At 46.6% G+C, this 20,642-nt stretch carries 15 protein-coding genes and 1 tRNA gene; 8 read left to right on the top strand and 8 right to left on the bottom strand.

Annotated elements, in window-relative coordinates; genetic code table 11:
* The first annotated feature begins 49 nt into the window (after positions 1-49).
* The 3 genes from purD to AAC052_RS06520 all read left to right on the top strand — a co-directional run bounded on the left by purD (position 50) and on the right by AAC052_RS06520 (position 3,081).
* A complete protein-coding gene (purD, locus tag AAC052_RS06530) occupies positions 50-1,336 on the top strand; it encodes a phosphoribosylamine--glycine ligase (RefSeq protein ID WP_339811863.1) in 1,287 nt (428 codons plus the stop codon).
* A gap of 74 nt (positions 1,337-1,410) precedes the next feature.
* Positions 1,411-2,577, top strand: coding sequence for a regulatory iron-sulfur-containing complex subunit RicT (ricT, locus tag AAC052_RS06525; RefSeq protein WP_317488358.1), 1,167 nt, complete (start codon positions 1,411-1,413; stop codon positions 2,575-2,577).
* A complete protein-coding gene (locus tag AAC052_RS06520; RefSeq protein WP_339811860.1) occupies positions 2,578-3,081 on the top strand; it encodes a gliding motility lipoprotein GldH in 504 nt (167 codons plus the stop codon).
* 4 nt (positions 3,082-3,085) lie between these two features.
* On the opposite strand, the gene AAC052_RS06515 is transcribed toward AAC052_RS06520, so the two are convergent.
* Entirely contained in the window at positions 3,086-7,108 is a 4,023-nt protein-coding gene (locus tag AAC052_RS06515; protein WP_339811858.1) for an AAA domain-containing protein, read from the bottom strand.
* 63 nt (positions 7,109-7,171) lie between these two features.
* On the bottom strand, positions 7,172-8,092 hold the full coding sequence (locus tag AAC052_RS06510) for a helix-hairpin-helix domain-containing protein (RefSeq protein ID WP_339811855.1): 921 nt from the start codon (positions 8,090-8,092) through the stop codon (positions 7,172-7,174).
* 200 nt (positions 8,093-8,292) lie between these two features.
* Between AAC052_RS06510 and hemA the strand changes: the two genes are divergently transcribed.
* The 3 genes from hemA (at position 8,293) to AAC052_RS06495 (ending at position 12,988) form a co-directional block, all read left to right on the top strand.
* Positions 8,293-9,567, top strand: coding sequence for a glutamyl-tRNA reductase (gene hemA, locus AAC052_RS06505; RefSeq protein WP_339811853.1), 1,275 nt, complete (start codon positions 8,293-8,295; stop codon positions 9,565-9,567).
* A gap of 66 nt (positions 9,568-9,633) precedes the next feature.
* Entirely contained in the window at positions 9,634-11,880 is a 2,247-nt protein-coding gene (locus AAC052_RS06500; protein WP_339811850.1) for a WG repeat-containing protein, read from the top strand.
* Positions 11,881-11,977: 97 nt separating this feature from the next.
* Positions 11,978-12,988: an SRPBCC family protein gene (locus AAC052_RS06495; RefSeq protein WP_339811847.1), complete on the top strand. Its 1,011-nt coding sequence runs from the start codon at positions 11,978-11,980 to the stop codon at positions 12,986-12,988.
* Positions 12,989-13,088: 100 nt separating this feature from the next.
* Here the strand turns inward: AAC052_RS06495 and AAC052_RS06490 are convergent, their stop codons facing one another.
* Genes AAC052_RS06490 through AAC052_RS06480 form a run of 3 tightly spaced genes read right to left on the bottom strand, consistent with a single transcriptional unit; the run spans position 13,089 to position 15,821 of the window.
* On the bottom strand, positions 13,089-13,874 hold the full coding sequence (locus AAC052_RS06490; RefSeq protein ID WP_339811846.1) for a hypothetical protein: 786 nt from the start codon (positions 13,872-13,874) through the stop codon (positions 13,089-13,091).
* Positions 13,871-15,271, bottom strand: a complete 1,401-nt coding sequence (locus tag AAC052_RS06485) for a hypothetical protein (RefSeq protein ID WP_339811845.1) — start codon at positions 15,269-15,271, stop codon at positions 13,871-13,873. The genes AAC052_RS06490 and AAC052_RS06485 overlap by 4 nt, the downstream gene beginning before the upstream one ends.
* Positions 15,264-15,821, bottom strand: coding sequence for a sigma-70 family RNA polymerase sigma factor (locus AAC052_RS06480; protein ID WP_317488367.1), 558 nt, complete (start codon positions 15,819-15,821; stop codon positions 15,264-15,266). The genes AAC052_RS06485 and AAC052_RS06480 overlap by 8 nt, the downstream gene beginning before the upstream one ends.
* Before the next feature lie 561 nt (positions 15,822-16,382).
* Here AAC052_RS06480 and AAC052_RS06475 point away from each other — a divergent pair.
* Positions 16,383-16,457, top strand: a tRNA-Pro gene (locus AAC052_RS06475).
* Positions 16,458-16,487: 30 nt separating this feature from the next.
* Here the strand turns inward: AAC052_RS06475 and AAC052_RS06470 are convergent.
* Positions 16,488-16,904: a RidA family protein gene (locus AAC052_RS06470; protein WP_339811842.1), complete on the bottom strand. Its 417-nt coding sequence runs from the start codon at positions 16,902-16,904 to the stop codon at positions 16,488-16,490.
* Positions 16,901-18,193, bottom strand: coding sequence for an aminopeptidase P family protein (locus tag AAC052_RS06465; protein ID WP_339811841.1), 1,293 nt, complete (start codon positions 18,191-18,193; stop codon positions 16,901-16,903). The genes AAC052_RS06470 and AAC052_RS06465 overlap by 4 nt, the downstream gene beginning before the upstream one ends.
* Before the next feature lie 32 nt (positions 18,194-18,225).
* Here AAC052_RS06465 and AAC052_RS06460 point away from each other — a divergent pair, with 32 nt between their 5' ends.
* Entirely contained in the window at positions 18,226-19,704 is a 1,479-nt protein-coding gene (locus AAC052_RS06460) for a S8 family serine peptidase (RefSeq protein WP_339811839.1), read from the top strand.
* A 7-nt stretch (positions 19,705-19,711) separates the two neighbouring features.
* Here AAC052_RS06460 and AAC052_RS06455 read toward each other — a convergent pair whose 3' ends face one another.
* Positions 19,712-20,599, bottom strand: a complete 888-nt coding sequence (locus AAC052_RS06455) for a class I SAM-dependent methyltransferase (RefSeq protein WP_339811837.1) — start codon at positions 20,597-20,599, stop codon at positions 19,712-19,714.
* Positions 20,600-20,642: the final 43 nt, after the last annotated feature.

Below are 20,642 nucleotides of genomic sequence, written 5' to 3'. Positions count from 1 at the left end.
GTGCATAGCCTCCTCCTTCTTAAGTTTGTCGGCTAAACAATTCATCACTATGAATATAGCCGTCATTGGTTCAGGAGGAAGAGAACACGCACTTTCATGGAAAATTTCTCAAAGCCCGAAGTGTGACAATCTCTTTATCGTACCAGGCAACGCCGGCACTTCATCGGTTGGTACCAATGTTTCACTTTCCATTACCGACTTTCCAACGATAGCCGAATGGGCCCTGAAGGAAAAAATAGAACTGATCATTGTTGGCCCTGAAGAACCTCTCGTAAAGGGCTTCCGGGATTACTTCGAAACAAGAAAAGACCTCGCTCACATAGCCATTGTAGGCCCTGGAGCAGCCGGCGCAGCACTTGAGGGCAGCAAGGATGTCTCCAAGCAGTTTATGCTGAAACACGGCATTCCCACCGCCAGAGCGAAAACCATCATTGCCGACAACCTTTCCGAGGGCTTTCAATTTCTCGACTCTCTTCAACCTCCCTACGTGCTAAAAGCAGATGGACTGGCTGCAGGCAAGGGTGTGATCATCACAAGCAACCTTGCGGAGGCTAAAGACAGGCTCAGATTCATGATTGAAGAGGCCGAATTTGGCGAAGCCAGCCGAAAAGTGCTCATAGAAGAGTTTCTGGATGGCATCGAGCTTTCCGTTTTTGTGCTAACTGACGGGAAGGACTATATCATTCTGCCTGAGGCTAAGGACTATAAAAGAATTGGCGATGGCGATACCGGGCCAAACACAGGTGGCATGGGGGCTGTCTCGCCAGTGCCGTTTGCTCCGGGCGAGTTTCTGAAGAAGGTAGAGGAAAAAGTCGTAAAGCCAACAGTTGACGGGCTGAGGAAAGACAATATTGACTACAAAGGCTTTATTTTCATTGGTTTGATGAACGTAGGCGGTGAACCCTATGTGATCGAATACAATGTGAGGATGGGCGATCCGGAGACACAGGTTGTTATTCCCCGGATCAAATCAGACCTTGTTGACTTGCTCCTCGCCACAGGACAGGGCAAGCTAAAGGGCCAGTCGTTTGAAGTAAGGCCTGATTTTGCAACTACCGTGGTAATGGTGGCAGGAGGTTATCCTTCAGGCTATGAGAAAGGAAGGCCGATAACTGGTCTGGGCGGCAAATACGATTCAGAGGTATTCCATGCAGGCACAAAAATCTCCGGCGACGACGTTGTCACCAATGGCGGCAGGGTGTTGGCCATTACCAGCTTTGGGAGCTCGATTCAGGAAGCCGTCAGCAAGAGTTATAAAACAATAGATAGTATTACGTGGGATCAGGCCAATTTCAGAAAGGACATCGGCCAGGATTTGGTAAAGTACAATGGATAGCAGGCATTGTTAGCACCTGATGGTTTTGAAATTATTTTTATATTTGAGAAGAGCTAACATAAAATTGCTTAGAGATGGGATGTAGCACATGCAGTAGTGTAACTACCGCAGATGGTAAAGTGGCTGGTTGCAAAAGCAATGGTGGCTGCTCGACAGGTGGTTGCAATAAAATGAACGTTTTTGACTGGCTTTCCAACATGGACATGCCAGCTGTAGATAAATTTGATGTAGTTGAAGTAAGGTTTAAGAACGGCCGAAAGGACTTTTTTCGCAATAGCGAACACCTGCCTATCGTCACCGGCGATGCCGTTGTAGTAGATGTTCCGAACGGCCACCATATTGGCTACGTGTCTCTTCAGGGAGAGCTTGTTCGGCTTCAAATGCAGAAGAAAAAAGTGGCTAATGACAGTGAGGTCAAGAATATCTACAGAATAGCCACCCAAAAAGACCTGGAAAAATTTGAACAGGTTCAGGCCAGAGATCTCCCAACCCTCTTTCGCACAAGAGAGATCATCAGAGAGCTCAAACTGGACATGAAGCTGACCGACATCGAATTTCAAGCCGATAACACCAAAGCCACATTCTACTACTCTGCTGACGACAGAGTTGATTTCCGTGAGTTGATAAAACTACTGGCCGCCGAGTTTAAAATTCGGGTAGAAATGCGCCAAATCAGCTTGAGGCAGGAAGCAGGCCGACTTGGTGGAATTGGCGTGTGCGGCAGAGAGCTGTGCTGCTCCACCTGGCTCTCCGAATTCAAGAGTGTGTCTACTTCCGCAGCCAGGTACCAAAACCTGTCGCTGAATCCAAGTAAGCTCTCCGGGCAATGCGGCAGGCTCAAGTGCTGCCTTAATTACGAGCTCGACACTTACATGGATGCACTGGAGGGAATTCCAGAGCTGGAAGCACCTCTGCTTACGGCACGTGGTGAGGCGTCGCTGCAAAAGACTGACATCTTTCGAAAAACCATGTGGTTCGGCTACAGGGACGAAAATACCTGGTATCCATTGGACGTTGAGCGGGTAAAGGTGATTCTTGAAATGAACAAGAAAGGTCAAAAACCTGATACCCTGGCTATAGACAAAGAAGACAACGGAAGAGATGCCAACCAGGCTCTCAACAGCGACCTGGTGAACCTGGACAAAAAATTTGGTGGACAGGGCAGCGGCAAAAAGAAGAAAAAGAACAAAAAACGATTCAAGAACCGGAACCGGGGTCAAAACAATCAACCAAAGCAATAGATGAGGACACCACTATTGGGAAGCAAACTTGGCGGCCTCATTTGTTTGTCAGCAGGTTTGGTATTCCTCTTGTCATCATGCAGTGATTCAAGGATTTATGATGAATACCACGACTTTGATGAAAATGTGTGGCACATGGATTCTACTGAGAAATTTACTTTTCCTGTTGATGCGACGGAAGATCAGTTTCGGCTTTCTTATCTGGTCAGAAACACTGCAGATTACTCATACTACAACCTCTATCTCAAGTTCACTCTTGAAGACTCCCTTCATCAAGTGATCGAAAGTCAAATGCAGGAGGTAATTCTGTTCGACCCTAAAACAGGGAAGCCCTATGGCAGTGGGCTGGGAGATTTGTTTTCTCATGAGTTTCCAGCCATCGATAACTTCACGTTTCCTTACAAAGGGAAGTTCACCTTTTCAGTTCAGCAATACATGAGAGTGGAAAGCCTGGCGGGCATTCAGTCGCTTGGGTTAAAAGTTGAAAGAGTCGGGCAAGAATAGCTATTTACTCGATTTGCCCGATAAACTTGTAGAGTCGCTCTTCAGCACCTTCAGGGTCAATCCAAAACTCTCTGGAATAGAACTGAGTAGACCTCCATTTTTTATCCATCAGCAAGGTGTATCGGTAAACATAGGCATCCTTTGCTGAAATGCTGTTGAAATAAGTGTCGTCATCAGTAAAAATGAGCCCCAGAAATTCTTCCCTTTTCTTAACTGAGAGGTCAGCAAAATTCAGGTCTTCCGTCATGGATATATTTCGCATCTGAGGCACGGTCTCCAACCACTTTGTCATTCTTGATTTGAGGTACCAATGCTGCGAGAAGGCTGGCTCTTTAGGCGCATACGGTCTGAACTCCCCATTTGAAACAGTGAAAGCATACTCCAGGTACTTTCTCAGCATCTTAGGGCCCTCGTTCCTTAAGCCATCAACGTTTAGCTGATGAGGCAAAATGCTGCTAACCACAAAAATCTGCTCCTTGGCCCTGGTCACGGCTACATTCAGCCGGTTTTCGCCACCCTCGAGGTTGAGCGAGCCAAACTTCATCTGAAGTTTCCCCTTAGCATCGGGCGCATAGCCAATAGTGAAAATAATAATGTCTCTTTCGTCGCCCTGCACATTTTCTATATTCTTCACAAACAGCGAATCAGGCAGCAGCTTTTTATGATCCGCCTGATACGTATCCAGCAAGTCTAAAATATGCGACTGTTGAGCGGCGTTGAAAGTAACCACGCCAATACTTTTGTCCGGCGACTTTTTAAGACAATCAACAATCAAATCCACAACTCTGGTGGCCTCTTCATCGTTTCGGCTGCTTTCCCATACGCCATCTACTTTTTCGTAGGAAATAGCAGGTTTTGCCTCGTTGATTACTTCAAAATGAGGCACCAGCTGCAACTTGCCTTTGTAAAAGTAGTGGTTGCTGAAGTCGATCAGGTCGAGCGAACGGCTGCGATAGTGCCCCTGCAAAGAAACCTGGCTCAGGTGCTGCCTTGCCAGTGTCAGCAGGGAGTCAGCCTCCAGCGCCATCTCTTCCTCCTCTTCACTTTGCTCCCACCGGATTTTATACAGATCATTGGGCTGCAACTGCTTGTCATCGCCTGACACTACCACCTGCTTGCCCCTGTACATGGCAGCCAGACCATTTTCCACAAAACACTGGGAAGCTTCATCAAAAATGACCAGGTCAAATATCTCATCCAGCTGAAAAATAGCAGAAGCTGCCTCGGGAGAGGTAAGCCAGCAGGGCACCAATCTGAAAGCCTCGGCAGACATGTGAGCCAAAAGTCTCCTGATCGGCCAAACTCGCTTCTTTTTGGTGACCTGGTGCTGCAGGTCACGGTAGGTAATCGGGTTGTTGAGCCGATTATACTCCACTTCGCTGTATGTCTTTTCCCTGATTCTCAACAAAAGTATATCGCCACTCAGCTGGTTCTTCTTCTGCACCGCCTCCTGAAGTTCTTTTGTCAAAGTGTCCAATTTCAGAGAAGACACCGCTCTCAAAATGGGGTATTTTGTTTCAATGTGGTCGATCCACTGAAGATTGAGGCTGTTCTCAAAAATCTCATTCCACTCCTTTTCATCCCAGTCGGGCGAAATTTCCTCAAGCTTCTCAAAAATCTGGTTTTCGTAGGGTAGCACGCTATCCAGCAGTTTATCGTATTCAACAAGGCTGTCGAAGTCCTTGTCCAGCCGCTTGAGCAACTCCTCTGCGTACCCTTTCTTTCCGATAATCATTTTGATCTGCTTGGGCGTGAAGTATCCCTGCCACTGCTCCCATTTCAACGGAATCTCGTCCAGGGCTTCAAATGATCTGTCAGTAAGTTCTTTTAACTCTTCGAAAGTGTAGTTTTTTGGGTTGACCACCTTTGCAACAGGTCTCAGCGAACTGAAAATCATCTTTGCGTTGATCGCCCTTCTCACAAAGAAAAACCAGTTTTGCAGATCAATCTTCGACATGGCATTCGGCGGGTTCAATATCCATTCGCTGGTTCTCAGCTTGGTGAGGTTGTGTTCCAGGTTCAGGCGGCTGTCCACCATGATCATCAGCTCCTCAAACCCCTTTTTATTGCTCTCCAAATTATTGGCCACCAGCACCCGTGAAATAAACACTTTGTCTTTGGAAAAGAACTTCCACCTGAACCAGCTAAAAAGCCCCTTTCTTGCCTTACGCCCCCTTTCCAGGACCTCCTGTAACCTGCCTAACTCATTGCCAGGAGTTGACAACTCAGGGCCCAGCCCCTTGTAGCACTCCATCAATATCCGCTCATTATTGGCCAGCCAAAGAGCGTCTGTTTCGCTATCGGGGTAAGCCGTCATGTGCACAAAAGTTTCGTACACAGTCTTGTCGTTGATGAGAGAAAACATCTCTTTTACCTGCCCCCGGCGCTCCAGCATGTCCTGGCACTCATCGAAGCTCAATGCCTCACCCAGGGCCTCTTTAGACCTTGTTGCCAAAGCTTGATTGAACTTCAGAATTTCTGCCACCAGCTCCTTCACCCGCCCAAGCTCTGCCACACCAAAATGGCTAAACGAGACCCGATCAACCCAGGGGTACTCCTCCTTGCGGAAGAGAGATGAGTATTTCACATAGTAACCAATCTTTCGTTGGAACGCTTCAAGTTTCTCGAAAGTGAAATATTTGTATTCCTGCTTAAGGGTAATGGTCCTCCCTTTGAGATCGGATGAGAGATAAAGTTCTTTCACAGACTTGCCTGACTCTTTGTCATCAAACAACGCCTGCTTAAACTCGTTGAGCTCTTCCGAAATCTGATCTATTTTTCTGCTTACCTGGGTAAACTCTCTTTCCAGCTGGATAGCGTCCAGAGAGTTGTTCTTAAGTTTGTACTCATCAAGTCGGTCGATCTGGGAGGCTAGCTGCTCGTAGATCTCCTTCCTGTCATTTTTGAAGTCGTGCACCAGCGCCACAAATGCTCCCAGGTCTTTCTCGCTCAATCGCTGGTGCACCACGTCAAGCGCCGCCCTCTTTTGGCAAACCACCAGCACTTTTTTGCCCCGGGCAATAAAGTCCGAAACGAGGTTACAGATAAGCTGCGACTTGCCTGTGCCAGGAGGCCCCTGGATCACAAGTGAATGGCCATTCTTTACCGTTTTTAAAGCATTTTCCTGGAAAGCATCGATGGCAAATGGCGTAAAAGTCTGTTCTTCTTTTATCTTGCTGACATAGGAGTACTCTACTTTGTCCACCACATCTTCCAGGTTGGTTTTACCAACGAAGAAGTCTTCCAGGCTTTCCAGCGTGTTTTCCTCAATGAGTTTGAGATAGTCGGGGACCATATAGGACCCATTTTGAGGGAAGATGCCCAGCACTGCTTCAGTCATCAGCTTCAGTTTCCCTGTGTCGTGCCCGAGCTCAAACTTGTCTTTGAGAAAAGGGGTGAACCCTGTTAGCTGATCAGTAAAATTTTCGGGATTGAAATTGACTTCTACTTTGCTGTCTCGCAGAAGTTCGTAAAGTGCCGTTCGAAAAACCCTGCTATCCTTATCAAAATCGTCAAACACCCGCTCTATTAAGTCCTCATCTAAAGAAATCTTATTATAGTAAGCGTACCCAAGCAGAAAGGTCTTATTCAGGGTGACATTAACATCCTTTCGGGGCACCATCACCCAGTTTTTCTGATCCATTTCGAGAGACACTGGAAAAAAAAGCAAAGGACACCGCACCAGCGTGCCATCGCTGAATTTGCCGTGAACAAAAGGCCACCCTACATACAAATCACGGCCGCCCCTTTCCTGAAAAACGAATTGGTCGAGTCTGTGCAGTTTTTTCAGGCCAACGCTCAGGTTGTTGTTATTATAGTCCCTGCTGTCAATGATCTGGCACAGTGGAATCTTAGCTTTTTGCGCTATCAGGTCGCTGATGACATGAAACGAGGGCTGCCCAAGAGTGAAGTCAAAATCATGCAAATCGAGAAACTGATCGGAAGCCAGGCGCAACAAAAGCAGCGACCTATTATTGGCAGTGAGATTGGTAAGCTTACGAAGGTAGGATTGCAGAATTTTTCGCATAAGACGGCTTGCAGCCTTTCGATAACTATCAGGTAAACGATAAACCTAATTGTTCATTATTCACTAGAATTCAAAATACGGCTTTAACTTTTGGATGGTTGAATCCGGAATGATTTTTATTTCCGCCACGTCGTTCCAGCTGGCAAATCTGCCATGCTGATCCCGGTAGGCTACCAAAGCTCTTGCCTGGTTGTAGTTAATATAGGGTTGCCTTTTTAACGAATCCAAATGGATGGTGTTGACCGACAGCTTTACACAGCAATTAGCAGGGTTGAGATCAAACTTCTCCCACAAGGCGGATACCGTTTCTTGTTTGAGGCCATACACTTCCGCCAGCTGCCCACGGTCGTGAAACCCACCAAGAGCGTTCCGGTATTTGATGATCCTGGCAGCATAAGCTGGGCCTATGCCTCGTACCGTTTGCAATTCTTCTGCTGTTGCCAGATTAATATCGATTAACCCAACTCTTTCCTTGACAACAGTTGACTTTCCTTCAGCTATTGGCCCGGCATTGTCCGAATTGGGCTTTGTATTCGCAATTGATAAGTACGGGGCAAGCTGCTCAAAAATAGAGGAATCCATTCCATAAAGCTTGAGCAAGTCTTCGCTGTTGTAAAACCTACCTCCCCGGCTCGTATATTTACTCCAATTGGACGCCAGGTAGGGTGGTATATTCATTTCTCTCAATTGCGCCTCCGAAACCTGGTTGGGATCAAATCTCTCCAAATTGCTAAGGGCTAACATTTGCTGGGGGTTTCCCTTATCCCCTTCGATGTCTTCAGCCCATTGAAGCTCCGCTGCCCATTTGTCTAAAAGTTCAAAATCTTTTTCAGACGAATACTCGTTACTAGCATACCTGTAGTAGTCAAGTGCATAGACTCCAAGGAATAGTACACTAATGATAAAGAGAAGAATGATGCTACCATTAATTTCTTTTTTACTGTAGCCAAAATTCTCTCTTAGCCATTTATTTAGTTGGCTCATAGAGCGTAAGAAGCATTTGTTGAATATTAAGTTAGATATTTTTGGCTTCCAGTAAACAATTTCAAGGTAAAAAACTGTTCATCTGGCAGTACCAGGCATTTGCTCGTAATTTAAACTCATTCTAAATTGAGTTATCTGACAAATGTCATTTCCTTTAAAATCAATACGGAGCTATTTTTGAATCCGAATTAAAGTGGAAAATGCATAAGTTTTTCAAAGCAGTAAGTCTATCGTACAAAAGCGCCCCGCTCAATATCAGAGAGCTTGTGTCCTTCGATGAGGAGGCCTGCAAGCGTTTGCTGAAGTATTTCAAAGAATTTACGCCCATCAGTGAGGCACTAGTGCTTTCCACTTGCAACAGGACTGAGGTGTATTATTCTTCAGAAGAAGACCTTTCCGGGGACATCATCAAACTGATTGCCCTCGAAAGGTCAATCAGTGATATTGGCGACTACAAAGATTTCTTCGTGGTGATTAACGACCACAAAGACGCCCTTCAGCACCTTTTCGATGTGAGCATGGGATTGGAGGCGCAGGTAGTTGGTGATTTGCAAATAGCCAATCAGGTGAAGCGATCATATCAGTGGTCGGCTGATGAGGATATGGCGGGCCCATTTTTGCACCGACTGATGCACACGATTTTCTTCACCAATAAAAAGGTAGTTCAGGAAACCTCCTTCAGAGACGGCGCAGCCTCTGTGAGCTATGCCGCCGTTGAGTTGATTGGGGAGCTTACTGCCGCCATCCCCACACCAAAAATTTTGATCGTTGGGCTGGGCGAAATAGGAGAAGATGTTTGCCGCAATCTTGAGTACATCAAGAGCAAAGAGGTTTTCATTGCCAACAGAACGTTTGAGAAAGCTGAGGCAATAGCCCTTGAGTGCGGTTTTCAGGCCATACCGTTCGATACAGTTTATGCAGCCATGAAGGAGGCTGATGTTGTTATTTCGTCTGTCGCCAATAAAGAGCCTCTGATCAGAAAAGAGCACCTGCAAAACGGAGAATCGCTTTCCTTCAAATACTTGCTTGACCTTTCAGTACCAAGAAGTATTGAAAAAGAAGTAGAAGAAGTGCACGGAACCCTGCTTTACAACATTGACGACATCCATAGCAAAACAAGTGAGGCACTGGAAAAAAGGCTGGCTGCAATACCACAAGTAAAGGCCATCATTTCCGGATCAATGGCTGAACTGCTCGACTGGTCCAAAGAAATGGAAGTTTCGCCCACCATCAACAAGCTGAAGAACGCCCTTGAGCAGATCAGGCAGGAGGAAGTTGCCAGGTATCTCAAGGGAGCTAGCATGGATGATAGCAAATTAGTGGAGAAGGTGACTAGGAGCATGATGCAGAAAATTATTAAGCTGCCTGTACTTCAGCTGAAAGCCGCCTGCAAAAGAGGTGAGGCTGAAACGCTTATCGACGTGTTGAACGACCTGTTTGACCTCGAAAAGCAGTCGGAAACGACCAATTCATAAGCATACAATCCCCGATCATTTAATTTCTTGCCGCTTTTCCTAACTGTTTGCTTAATTTAGCGGCGTATGAAGCTTTCTGTAGTTAGGTTCGTTTTCTCATTGGTGCTTGCTTTAGCACCAATTCTCTCGTATGGCAAAAAAACCGGTGAACGGGTATTAGAAGTTTTCGAGCTCAATAACCGGAAAGGATTGAAGGATGACCAGGGCAAAATCCTCATCCCTGCCAAATATGAGGACATCGGGTGGAGCAATGGAGGTGTCGACCCACTGTCGTCCACTATCGGCTATAAGTCGAATGGTTTTTGGGGTTTAAGCTCGCTAAATGATCAGCAGATTACCAAAGCTGTATACCGTGACCTATCCCCCATGAGTAACGGTTTCCTAAAGGCATCCCGAACCGACAGCTTCGAACATTTTCTTTACTTCGGCGTGCTAGACACTAAAGGCACTGCCCTGGTAGGCTTCCAATACTACGACATTATCTCATCTGGCGACAACTACATTGCGTCACGCTATGAAAATCAAAAGATTTCCTACGGCCTTATTTCAGGTGTTGAGGCTACCCTAATCCCCTTCCAATTCAAAGCCATTAAGGACGCTGGCAATGGCATCTACCAGGCTGTTGATGCCAGAGACAAGCTATCGGTATGGACCGTGGGCGGGTTGAAGTTGCCGGTGGAAAACCTCGACAGCATGTTCCGTGTCAACTCCAACCTCCTCATCATTTCCAAGGAGGGCAAGCTGGGTGCCATGCGAAATGATGGCAGTATAATACTGGAGCCTTTTTACAAAGAAATTGTCCCTGAAAACGACTCCGTGCTGCGCCTGACCACCTATCCGTCGTGGCACCTGACTGATGGGAAAAACAAAAGGCTGAAAACATTCTCGTTCGACGATATCGAAACTATCGGGCCAAGTTTGTACAGGGTTCAGACTTATCAGGGCGAAGCCATCATCAATATCTCCGGAGAGCAACTCAGCAACAAAAGTAATTGGAGCGTTGTGCGCACTGATGAGAATTTTGTCGTAAGCAAGGAGCAAAACAAATTCAGGGTGTACAACAAGTCGGGTGAACCCTTTCTTGAGCAATACTACGATTCGCTCTATTTCGATGGAAAGTACTTTTATACGCAGATACTAAAAAATGACAAAGAGCTGTGGGATGTATATAACACTTACGGCCGGAGAGTTACAAGGCATTCTTACGACCAGATAAAGCCCGAAGGATCCAAATTGATTATGGCCAGGCGGGATGCCTACTGGGGGTTTCTTGACTTCAACGGCGGAATAGTTATCGACCACAAATTTGAGCGGGCTCACAGCTTTGTCGAAGGCATGTCGGCAGTTGAATATGTAGGAAAATGGGGCGTTATAGACATCAACGGTGATTGGGTGCTCGAACCTAAGCACGACTATTGTGAGGTGATTAACGAAGCCGTGATCCTGATCAAAAATGGTGAGTCGACAGACCTTGTGACGCCTGGTCGTGGATGGCTACATACGAGCAGTCACTCGATATACGCTAACAAGTCGTGGCTGATCGAAGAAACTGAATCCGGAAACTTTGGTCTGCTGACCTCAAAGGGGCAAAAAGTGACAGCGCCTGAGTTTAACGAAGTGATGATTCCCGATATGGATTCGGTCGTATTTCTAAGGCAGGGAGATTACTGGTGGTCTTATGGCAAAGACGGCAATAAGATTAGCGACGGTACAAGTAAATATCAGGGAGTATCCGGACTGAGCGAAGCATTTTTTGGCATTGTGAAAGACGACAAATTCGGCTTCGTTGACCTGGACAATAAACTGCGAATTGCGAACAGATACGACAGTGCGGCTTTTTTCCAGGAAGGAATGGCGGCGATAAAACTCCGGGGACACTGGGGGTTTATTGACAAAATAGAACGGCTGGTTGTTCAACCCATTTACGACTCAGTTACACCTTTTTCCAATGGTATCTCGGTTGTTTCTAGAAATGGTAAGTCTGGTATCATTGCCAGGAGTGGCGATGAAGTGGTTGGGCTGGACTTTGACGAGATCAAGTCTGTTGATAAGAACACCTATATTTTAAAGCAGGGAAATCAATATGGCTTTTACCACCGCAAGTCAGCCTACGTCATGCTTCCTCGTTTCAATCAGTTGGAACTACTACCAAATGGCCTTTTTGTTGTCGAAAAAAGGGGGCAGAAAGGCCTGATCAATGAAAAGGGTGTTGATGTGATCCCTTCCGTCTACGACGACATTCACTACGACCTCTACAATGCCTTTTACCTCTGTAAAGAAGAAGGCAAGACGGAAACTTTTTTGGTTCGTTAATGTCTCCGCCAGAAACGGAACCAAATTAATTGTCTCTGTGCCAGCGCTTTAAGTTTGAAAAATTCCTAATTTAGAGGTTTACCAAACTTATCATCCGATGAAAGCACTTAAGATTATCCTTTACATTGTTCTTGCCCTGGTGGTGATTGTGACAGCGGCAATATTTATGATTCCCACGGAGTACAAAGTGGAACGAAGCACCACTATCAACGCTCCGAAGAAGCTGGTAATGCAACAAGCTGGCAGGTTCGAAAACTTCGCCAAATGGAATCCGTGGGGAAAGCTAGACCCAAATATGACAACCTCTATCACAGGTACAGATGGAGAAGTGGGAGCCAAATACTCCTGGGAAGGAAATGACGACGTGGGGAAAGGCTCAATGGAAATTACAGCGGTAACTGACTCACGTGTAGATGAGAAACTGGTTTTTCTTACTCCTTACGAATCGGAAGCCGCTACCTATCTCGTTTTTGAGGAGGTTGACGGCGCAACAAAAGTTACCTGGGGCATGCAGGGAAGCAACCCAAGACCCATGAACCTGATGGTGCCAATGATGGATGGGTTTATTGGCAAAGACTATGAAGCTGGCCTTGCAGAGCTTAAAAAAATGACTGAGGCAATTGCCAGCAGCGACACTTTCAGAGGCCTAAAAGTCGAAAAAATGGAGCTTTCTCCACGAACATATATTGGCAGAAAAGATACTGTAAAATGGGCCGACATGCAGGGATTTATGGCCAGCAGCTTTGGTGCTGCCTACGGCGAGTTGACGAAGAAAAAGGCCCCGATGGCAGGAGCTCCCAGCAGCATCTACTTTGTTTGGGATGAAGCCAACGAACAGACCGTTATGGCAGCGGCCATTCCTGTCGAGGGCGAATACACTCTCAAGGGGTTTAAGGCTTTCCCGGCTGGTGGCAGTGGCTACAAAATTGCCTACTACGGTGCTTATGAGGGCAGCGGTGAGGCGCACTACGCCATGGACGACTACTTCACAGCGAAGGGGCTTGAAATGACCGAGGACCTCATGGTGATTGAGGAGTATATATCTGATCCAACTACCGAGCCTGACACCAGTAAATGGCTGACTAATGTGTATTATATACCGAGGTAGTGCTACCCACAGAAAAATATGGAAGAAAAAAGGGGGCCAAATGGCCCCTTTTTTAGTAATACACACGCTTCAGTCGCAAATCAAAATGCAAAACACCATTTCAATTGTCTTTGGCACCGTCGTCGACCCAGCAAGCTATTGTTTGAATTTCCAAATCAGTTAATGAACCCACCTTCGGCATAGTCTTGTTACCTGTTTTCACCTTGATAGTAGCAGCATTTTCCTGAATAGCTCCGAATGAAGTGAAGTTTGGAATGCCGGCGGTTCCATTATGGCATGTAGCGACAGCGCAATTGGTGGAGATAATTGAAGAGACCTGATCTTTGAAACTCACGCCCGACAACACCAAAACCTCTTTGTCTTCTTCACAACCAGTCTCATCCTTAACAGTCACAATATGAAGCCCGCTTGAAACCCCGGTGAACTCACTTGCGCTGCCGAAGGCACCATCATCCAGTCTGTATTGGAAGCTTCCTCCGTCACCCGTAGCTTCCACGGCAATTGCGCCAGTAGAGGATCCGCAGGTCGAGGAAGTGGAAGTGGCTTCAATGGTAAGGCCGCCTTCATCAGAGAGACTTGCAGCCACAGTTTTCATACAGTCATTAGCGTCCCTCACGGTTACTGTGTAGGCACCTGCCTCTAACCCAGTAAAAAGTCCACTGCTTTGAAACGATTGCCCGTCGATAGAAAACTCATAGCTCCCGGCTCCATCAGTCGCCGTTGCTTCTATTTCCCCTATCCCTTGCCCGCAAACATCGTTTGACGACCCTGCAATGGATACGACAAGGTCGCTGACAGTGCAGTCCGGTGTGGCATCTTCGTCGCCTCCCCCGCAAGAGGAAAGAAATACGGTGAGCCCCGTTAGTAAAAGTAAATTTTTTCTCATAGTCTTAGTTTATGGTTTTTTTTTAAAAAATGATATTTGGCTGTGACCAGGGTTCCTGTGGTGAACAAATGGACATCACCGTAGCCAACCCCACCCAGCGGCGCTTTCACAAAAGGTTCCAACTGAACTGAAAAATGCCTGGTCAAATAGGTTTCGATACTGAATGAAGCTGAAACGACACTGAGTGGATGGTTGCTCCAATTTTCCCCGGACCAACCTTTGTAGCGCCCCTCCACACCTTCTTCGTAGACGTAGCTATAGTTTTCTGATAGCATCCAGTAAGATGACATGCCTGCGCTAACCCAAATCCGGGTTCTGCCAATATTAACCACCTGCAAGCTGACAGTTATCGGTACATCCAGCACACTACACGAAGCGTCTGTGCGGATCGGTTCTATCCCACCAGGCCAGCCCGACCCAAACGGCGGGTTGTAGTCGCCCGCACCGGCAGCATATACCTTGTCGAACTTATACACACCACCCGACAGCTTCCAGCGCCTGCCAGGACTGTACTCAGCTAAAAATCCAAACCCCTTTCCTATTTTTTGAAGACTAGGGTGAAAGCCGATACTGCTCACATCTGGAGAGGCGGCCAGTCCAACCGCAAACCGATAAAAGCCTTCGTCAGGAATTGCCTCAGACGGATTGTTCACATATAGTGGTGCCAGGTTAACGGCTGCCTTGTAAGCGATCAGCGGGGAATGTGGCAATTGTTTGTTGCTCAGATGGGTGATTACCTCCGGACGTTTTTCCGTTTTGAGGCCTACTTCTGAAAAATCATTTACGGGTTCCACATCCAGGTGACCAGCTGATTGCTGTGTTTGGGGCACCTCTTTGGTTCCAATTGATGCTTTTGATTCGTCGGCATCAAAGCTGGCTTTGGCTGGCTCTTTTGCCCTTCTTTGCTGAGGCGAGGGCTCTCTTTGCTCCGTTCCACCTTCCACAGCAATGCCCGCTGAGTTTGATGTTGAAACTTCTCCGTTTCTATCTGACAGCTCCTCTCTGCCGGGTAATTTGGCGTCGGTTTCCGTTGGCTGATTCTCGTTTAAAATTTTCGGCTTGCTTTCGCTTTCCTCTGTTGCCTGGCTATCCAATTGAAGCGTTGATGCGCCACTATTTTTTGGTTGGATTACTCTTCCGATCTCTCCATTTTTGCTCTCCCGGTTATCAAAATACTCTTTAAGAAACCACCCTGATAAGAAAGCGATGACGGTAAGCACTACTACTGCCGCAACAGCCTTCAGCCCTACAAAAGAACCCCCTCCTCCTGCGGTAGAAACAGCAGACGCATCGAGTCGGGCCTCCATTAGCAGCCAGTCTTCTTCTCTGTAAGGAAAGTCCTTTTGGCCAAGCCTCTTCTTGAAAAAGTTTTCGATATTTTGCTCTTTGTCAGACATTTTCCGATTCAAAGAAGTTTCTTAATTGCTCCTGAAGTCTTTTTCTGGCTTTAGCATAGTTAGATTTTGAGGTACCAACAGATATCCCCAACTGCCTGGCTATTTCCTCATGCTTGTAGCCCTCAATGGCATATAAATTAAACACCGTCCGATACGCTGGTGAGAGGTTTTTCAATATCCCAAGTATCTCTTCGTGCGAAATACCTGATATTACCGTGTCAGCGCTTTCTACCGACTCCGCTTCTTCGAGGTCCTTCATCTCATTAAATCGAAAATCCTTCCGTGTTCGGTCGATGGCTGCATTGATCATGATCCTCCTCAGCCAGGGGACGAACGGTCTGGAAAGGTCGAACTTGCCGATGTACTTAAATATTTTCATAAACCCGTCGTTCATAATTTCCACCGCATCTTCCCTGCTTTCTGCGTAGAGTACACAAATATTCATAGCATAGCTGTAGAATGACTGATAGAGCTCCTTTTGCTGAGCCCTTCTTCCATTCATGCAGCCTTTGATAATTCGCTTCAGCTCGCTATGATCAGAATCCTTCAATGACGGTGGTTGAGGTCTTTATAAACAATACATGATAACTTGTCGAAAAGGTTGCCTGCTAAAAAAACTATACTTCTCGAAATCAAAACAACAGAAGCGTTGCCTCACCGGAGGATATCATACAATACCGGGAGAAAAATTGTCACCTCTTCTCTAATTTAATGAGAGTCGACTTTTAGAATGTACGGGTGTTTTACTAATATTGCAATCCGTTTTGGGGAATCGAGGTGTAGCGCAGCCCGGTTAGCGCATCCCGACGAGTCGGGAGGGTCTGGCAATTGCCTCCAAAAAAAAAAATTGATGTGTATAGTGTCTACATCATTGAATCGAAAAGTGGTCGTTGGTATTACGGCTCCTCTGATGATGTAGTACAACGACTGAAAGATCATAACAGTAATCGGTCACTCTACACTCGCTTCAAAGGCCCCTGGGAGCTCATATTCCAAAGGGATTTTGAAACGAAGGCAGAAGGTCTTAGGTTTGAAAAGTTGTTGAAAAAAACTCGGAACAAAGAGTTTATCCAAAGAGAGTATAAAGAGTTCTTTCTTCGATAGTGATTTTCGAGGTGTAGCGCAGCCCGGTTAGCGCACCACGTTAGGGACGTGGGGGTCGGAAGTTCGAATCTTCTCACCTCGACAAAAGGCCAGCATTTCTGCTGGCCTTTTTTTATTCGATTGTAGCCACACACTTTAGCTCAATGGCAATGGGTGTGGGCAAGGCAGTTACTTCCACCGTCGTTCGGCAGGGCTGATTGTCTTTGAAATACTCTGCATAAAGACGGTTATAGGCAGCAAAGTCGTCTTTCATGTTGGTGAGAAACACGGTCACATCCACCAGGTTTTCCCACTTGCTACCCGATGCCTCAAGAATCAGTTTGACATTGTTAAAAACGGAACGGCACTGCGCTTCTATGTCGTAGGAGACTATATGTCCGGCCTCGTCCAATTCGACGCCCGGGATTTCCTTCGTTCCCTTTTTCCTGGGCCCCACACCAGAGAGAAAAAGTAAGTTTCCTACCTTGCGGGCATGCGGATATAGCCCTACCGGCTCGGGAGCTCCTACTGCGTTGAAAGCATTTTTCACGACCTGTTCATCAAATCCTCGATTTCCTCAGCATGGCATGGCGCACCCGCCAGCAGGTTGATATGGCCTTCTTTGGTGATCACAATATTGTCTTCAATTCTGATTCCAAGCCCTTCCTCACGGATATAAATCCCAGGCTCAACCGTGAAAACCATTCCCGGCTCAAATACCTTGTAAATACTGGCCACGTCGTGTACATCAATACCCAGGTGGTGGCTTGTTCCATGCATAAAGTATTTCTTATAGGCAGGCCACGCAGGGTTCTGCTTCTTAATATCTGTCTTGTCGAGCAAACCAAGCCCCAGAAGTTCGCTTTCCATGATTTTCCCAACCTCCTTATGGTACTCAGGTATCACACCACCGGGCGTCAGCATGTCAATGGCATCGTTCTTGACACGCAGCACCGCATCATACACCGCCCTTTGTCGTTTAGTAAACTTACCATTTACAGGCACAGTGCGGGTAAGATCGGCGTTGTAGTTGCCGTACTCAGCGCCAACGTCCATTAGCAGCACATCACCGGATTTAAGTTGCTGGTTGTTCTCGATGTAGTGCAGCACACATGAATTGGCGCCCCCACCTATAATAGGTGCATAGGCAAAGCCTCTGGAGCGATGCAGAATAAACTCATATATATATTCCGCCTCCACTTCGTACTCCCACACACCAGGCTTGATCAGTCCCAGCATCTTTCGAAAAGTGTTGGCCGTAATGTCACAGGCATGCTTGATGATTTCAATCTCTTTCTCTGATTTTATGCACCGCAGGTCATACAGTATCGGAGCAAGCCGTTCGTAGTTGTACAAGGGATAATGCTCCATGCACCATTTTACAAAGCGCTGATTGCTGGTGGTCACTTCTGAAGCTGCCCTTATATGCTCATTCGATTCCAGGTAGATGTTGGTGCTCTCCGCCAGAATGGTGTACAACACTTTATGAAATTCATGCGACCATTTCACCGTTGTGATACCGCTAATCTCACGGCCTTCCTCTTTTGTAAACTTGTGCCCTTCCCAAATGGCTATCTCTTCACTAGTTTCTCGTAGAAAAAGAACTTCTCGCAGACTTTCATCAGGGAAATCAGGTGCCAGCAGCACGATGGTGTCCTCCTGATCGATTCCGGTAAGATAGAAGAGATCAGCATTTTGTCTGAAGCCCATGGTACCATCAGCATTGGTTGGCATAATATCGTTGGCTCTTACAATGGCCACACTATTGGGCTTCAATCTTTTCTGCAGCTTTTCTCTGTTATAAGTAAAAAGCTCCTTTCCTGCCGGGCGATATCTCATTCTATTAGTTAGATTTAATTCATAATTGGACAATGTCTGACTCAAAGATAGCACATCGGAAACATTTCAGAAGTAGGTACGGTCTGTTAAAAGTCTCGTTTATCTGCCTTTTGTCGCTCCAATTCCTGTCTGCTCGTGCACAGGACAAGTATTGGTATTTCATTAGCGAAGGTATTTCTAAAACAGAAAGCCAAAAAATACTTGAGAGCCTACAACTGGAACCCGTGACCTGGAGCAAATGGTTTCATGCATGGTCGGCCCACGGAAGCCTTGACAACGAGATCGATGGCGTAGACAGCTGCAGGAAGGTGACTCCGCTGAAACTTCAGCGCACCTTATTTGAAGAGCCCACATTGGGCTTTGCCCTGGAGCAGATGGATGCCAAAATCCTTACTAATGAGGGGCTTACCGGGAAAGGAGTGAAAATAGGCATAATAGACGGTGGTTTTTTGGGTGCCGAACAGACAGCGTCGCTGGCACCGATTATTGCAGACGGTCGGCTCGTAGCATTTCGCAACTTTCTACAGCCATCAGACACTGATCCGTTCGGTGGCTTCCGAAGTTTGGATGATCAGCATGGCACTGAAGTGTGGGAGCTGACGGGCGGATACAATGCTCAAAAACGAATTCAATTTGGTCTGGCCACCGGTGCTGACTACTACCTGGCCCGAACAGACCACGGAGCCCGGGAGCAGCGGCAGGAAGAAGATTTTCTCATCGCAGCCCTGGAATGGATGGACAGCCTGGAAGTAAAGCTGGTTAATATTTCGCTGGGCTATAACACCGACTACGACAACCCGGCAGAAAACTACACTCCTGCAATGATGGACGGAAAAACCGCATTGGCTAGCCTTGCCTGCCAAAGGGCCACCGAAGAAAAAGGGATGCTCATTGTAGTGGCAGCGGGCAACGACGGTGACAACAGCTGGAAGGTGATTGACGTTCCGGCAGACGCCCCCGGCGTGCTGACCGTGGGCTCAACTGATTTAAAGTTTTGGAGAAAAATGCCCTTCAGCTCAACGGGCACCGACTTTGCCCCGTTTTTAAAGCCCGACATTAGCTGCTTTGCCTCTTCCGGCACTTCGTTTTCTGCTCCGGTAATAACCGGACTTGCTGCCTGCCTTTGGGAAAAGTCTCCGGCACTCTCAAACACCGACCTGAAAGCACTCATCTTGCAGTCTGGCCACCTGGCCGGGGCACCAAACAATTATATGGGCCACGGTGTGCCAAGCGCAAAATGGCTGCTCTCCAGAATCACGCAAGACCTGGTGGAGATTCCTGAACCGGCGGCCATAGCTCCGCAATCAGCCAATAAGAAGAAGTCTATCACACTTGAGGGTGAGGGCAAAAAGAACGTCGTCCTTTTTCATAAAAAAGATAGGTTCAGTGTGATAAAACAGGAGTTTTTCAGCACCGAGACAAACAGCCTGCAGGTGAAGCAGCTTGAAAACGCAAAGTTCACCACGGTAATAGTTGATCACGAGCTAGTGATGGAGGTGGAGTGGGAGTAATTCACTCTCAAGCAGCCTCCTTTCTAAAATAAAACACGGCTTGATCACCTTTCCCTTCTTCATTCAATTTCTTCGCCAATTTCATCCAATAAAGCTTTTTTCTCTTGTATCTCATATACCCAAAAAGAGATCTCTTCTCTTCGGTTCGCAGTGGGATTCCCCTCAAATACTTCTCACTACCAGCAAACTGGAAATGAGTCGAATCAAAAACTGTGTTAAACAGCTGCAAGCCAATGCTGGCGGCCAGTTGAGCAATAGATTGTGTCGAGTGAATAAAAATGTGCCTAGGAGCATCTAGTTGCACCCAGTTAGTGTTGTATTTTTCCCAAGCATAGCTAGAAACTGTCGGAACTCTGATAATGCAGATACCATTCGGTGAGAGGAGTTCCCTTACTTTTTCAAGAGTCTCCTTTGGGTTGGTAACATGTTCAAAAGAGTGATGAAAAGTGATAATATCCCATTTTCCAACGACACTAAATATATCATTTTTTAGAATGTTCAACCCATTTTCATAGGCTATCGGTTCGTTCAGAAAGGGATCACAGCCAAGTAGGTTTTTAAAGCCTATCTCAGCCAATGGATATAGAAATTTCCTCCCATTTCCACAGCCCACATCAAGAATATTACTTTCTCTATTAACTCCTAATCTGTCAAAAATTCTATACTTTCCTTGAGGAGATAAAAAAGAAATCAAGCGGTTAACCAAGTTATCTTTAAATATCGAATGCAAAACCGCCCTCTTATTTACCCAACCCTTTGCCCCTTTATGTTGACCTTTTGTGTGCTGCGAAAAACTGTAATAACCTTCCTGATAGTATTTGTGTAAATTAGCTGGGATAGTTTCGATCTGAAGGCAATGACATGACTTACATTGAAAGTAGGTAAACTCTTCCATGAGCCCGTGCATCATTTCCTTCGGGAAATATGTGTCATGATTA

Origin of the sequence: uncultured Imperialibacter sp. (assembly GCF_963974565.1) — a bacterium.
In the GTDB taxonomy this organism is placed as follows: Bacteria; Bacteroidota; Bacteroidia; order Cytophagales; family Cyclobacteriaceae; genus Imperialibacter; species Imperialibacter roseus.
The sequence above is the reverse complement of the archived record's forward strand: the minus strand, read 5'-3'. Positions and strand labels throughout refer to the sequence as shown.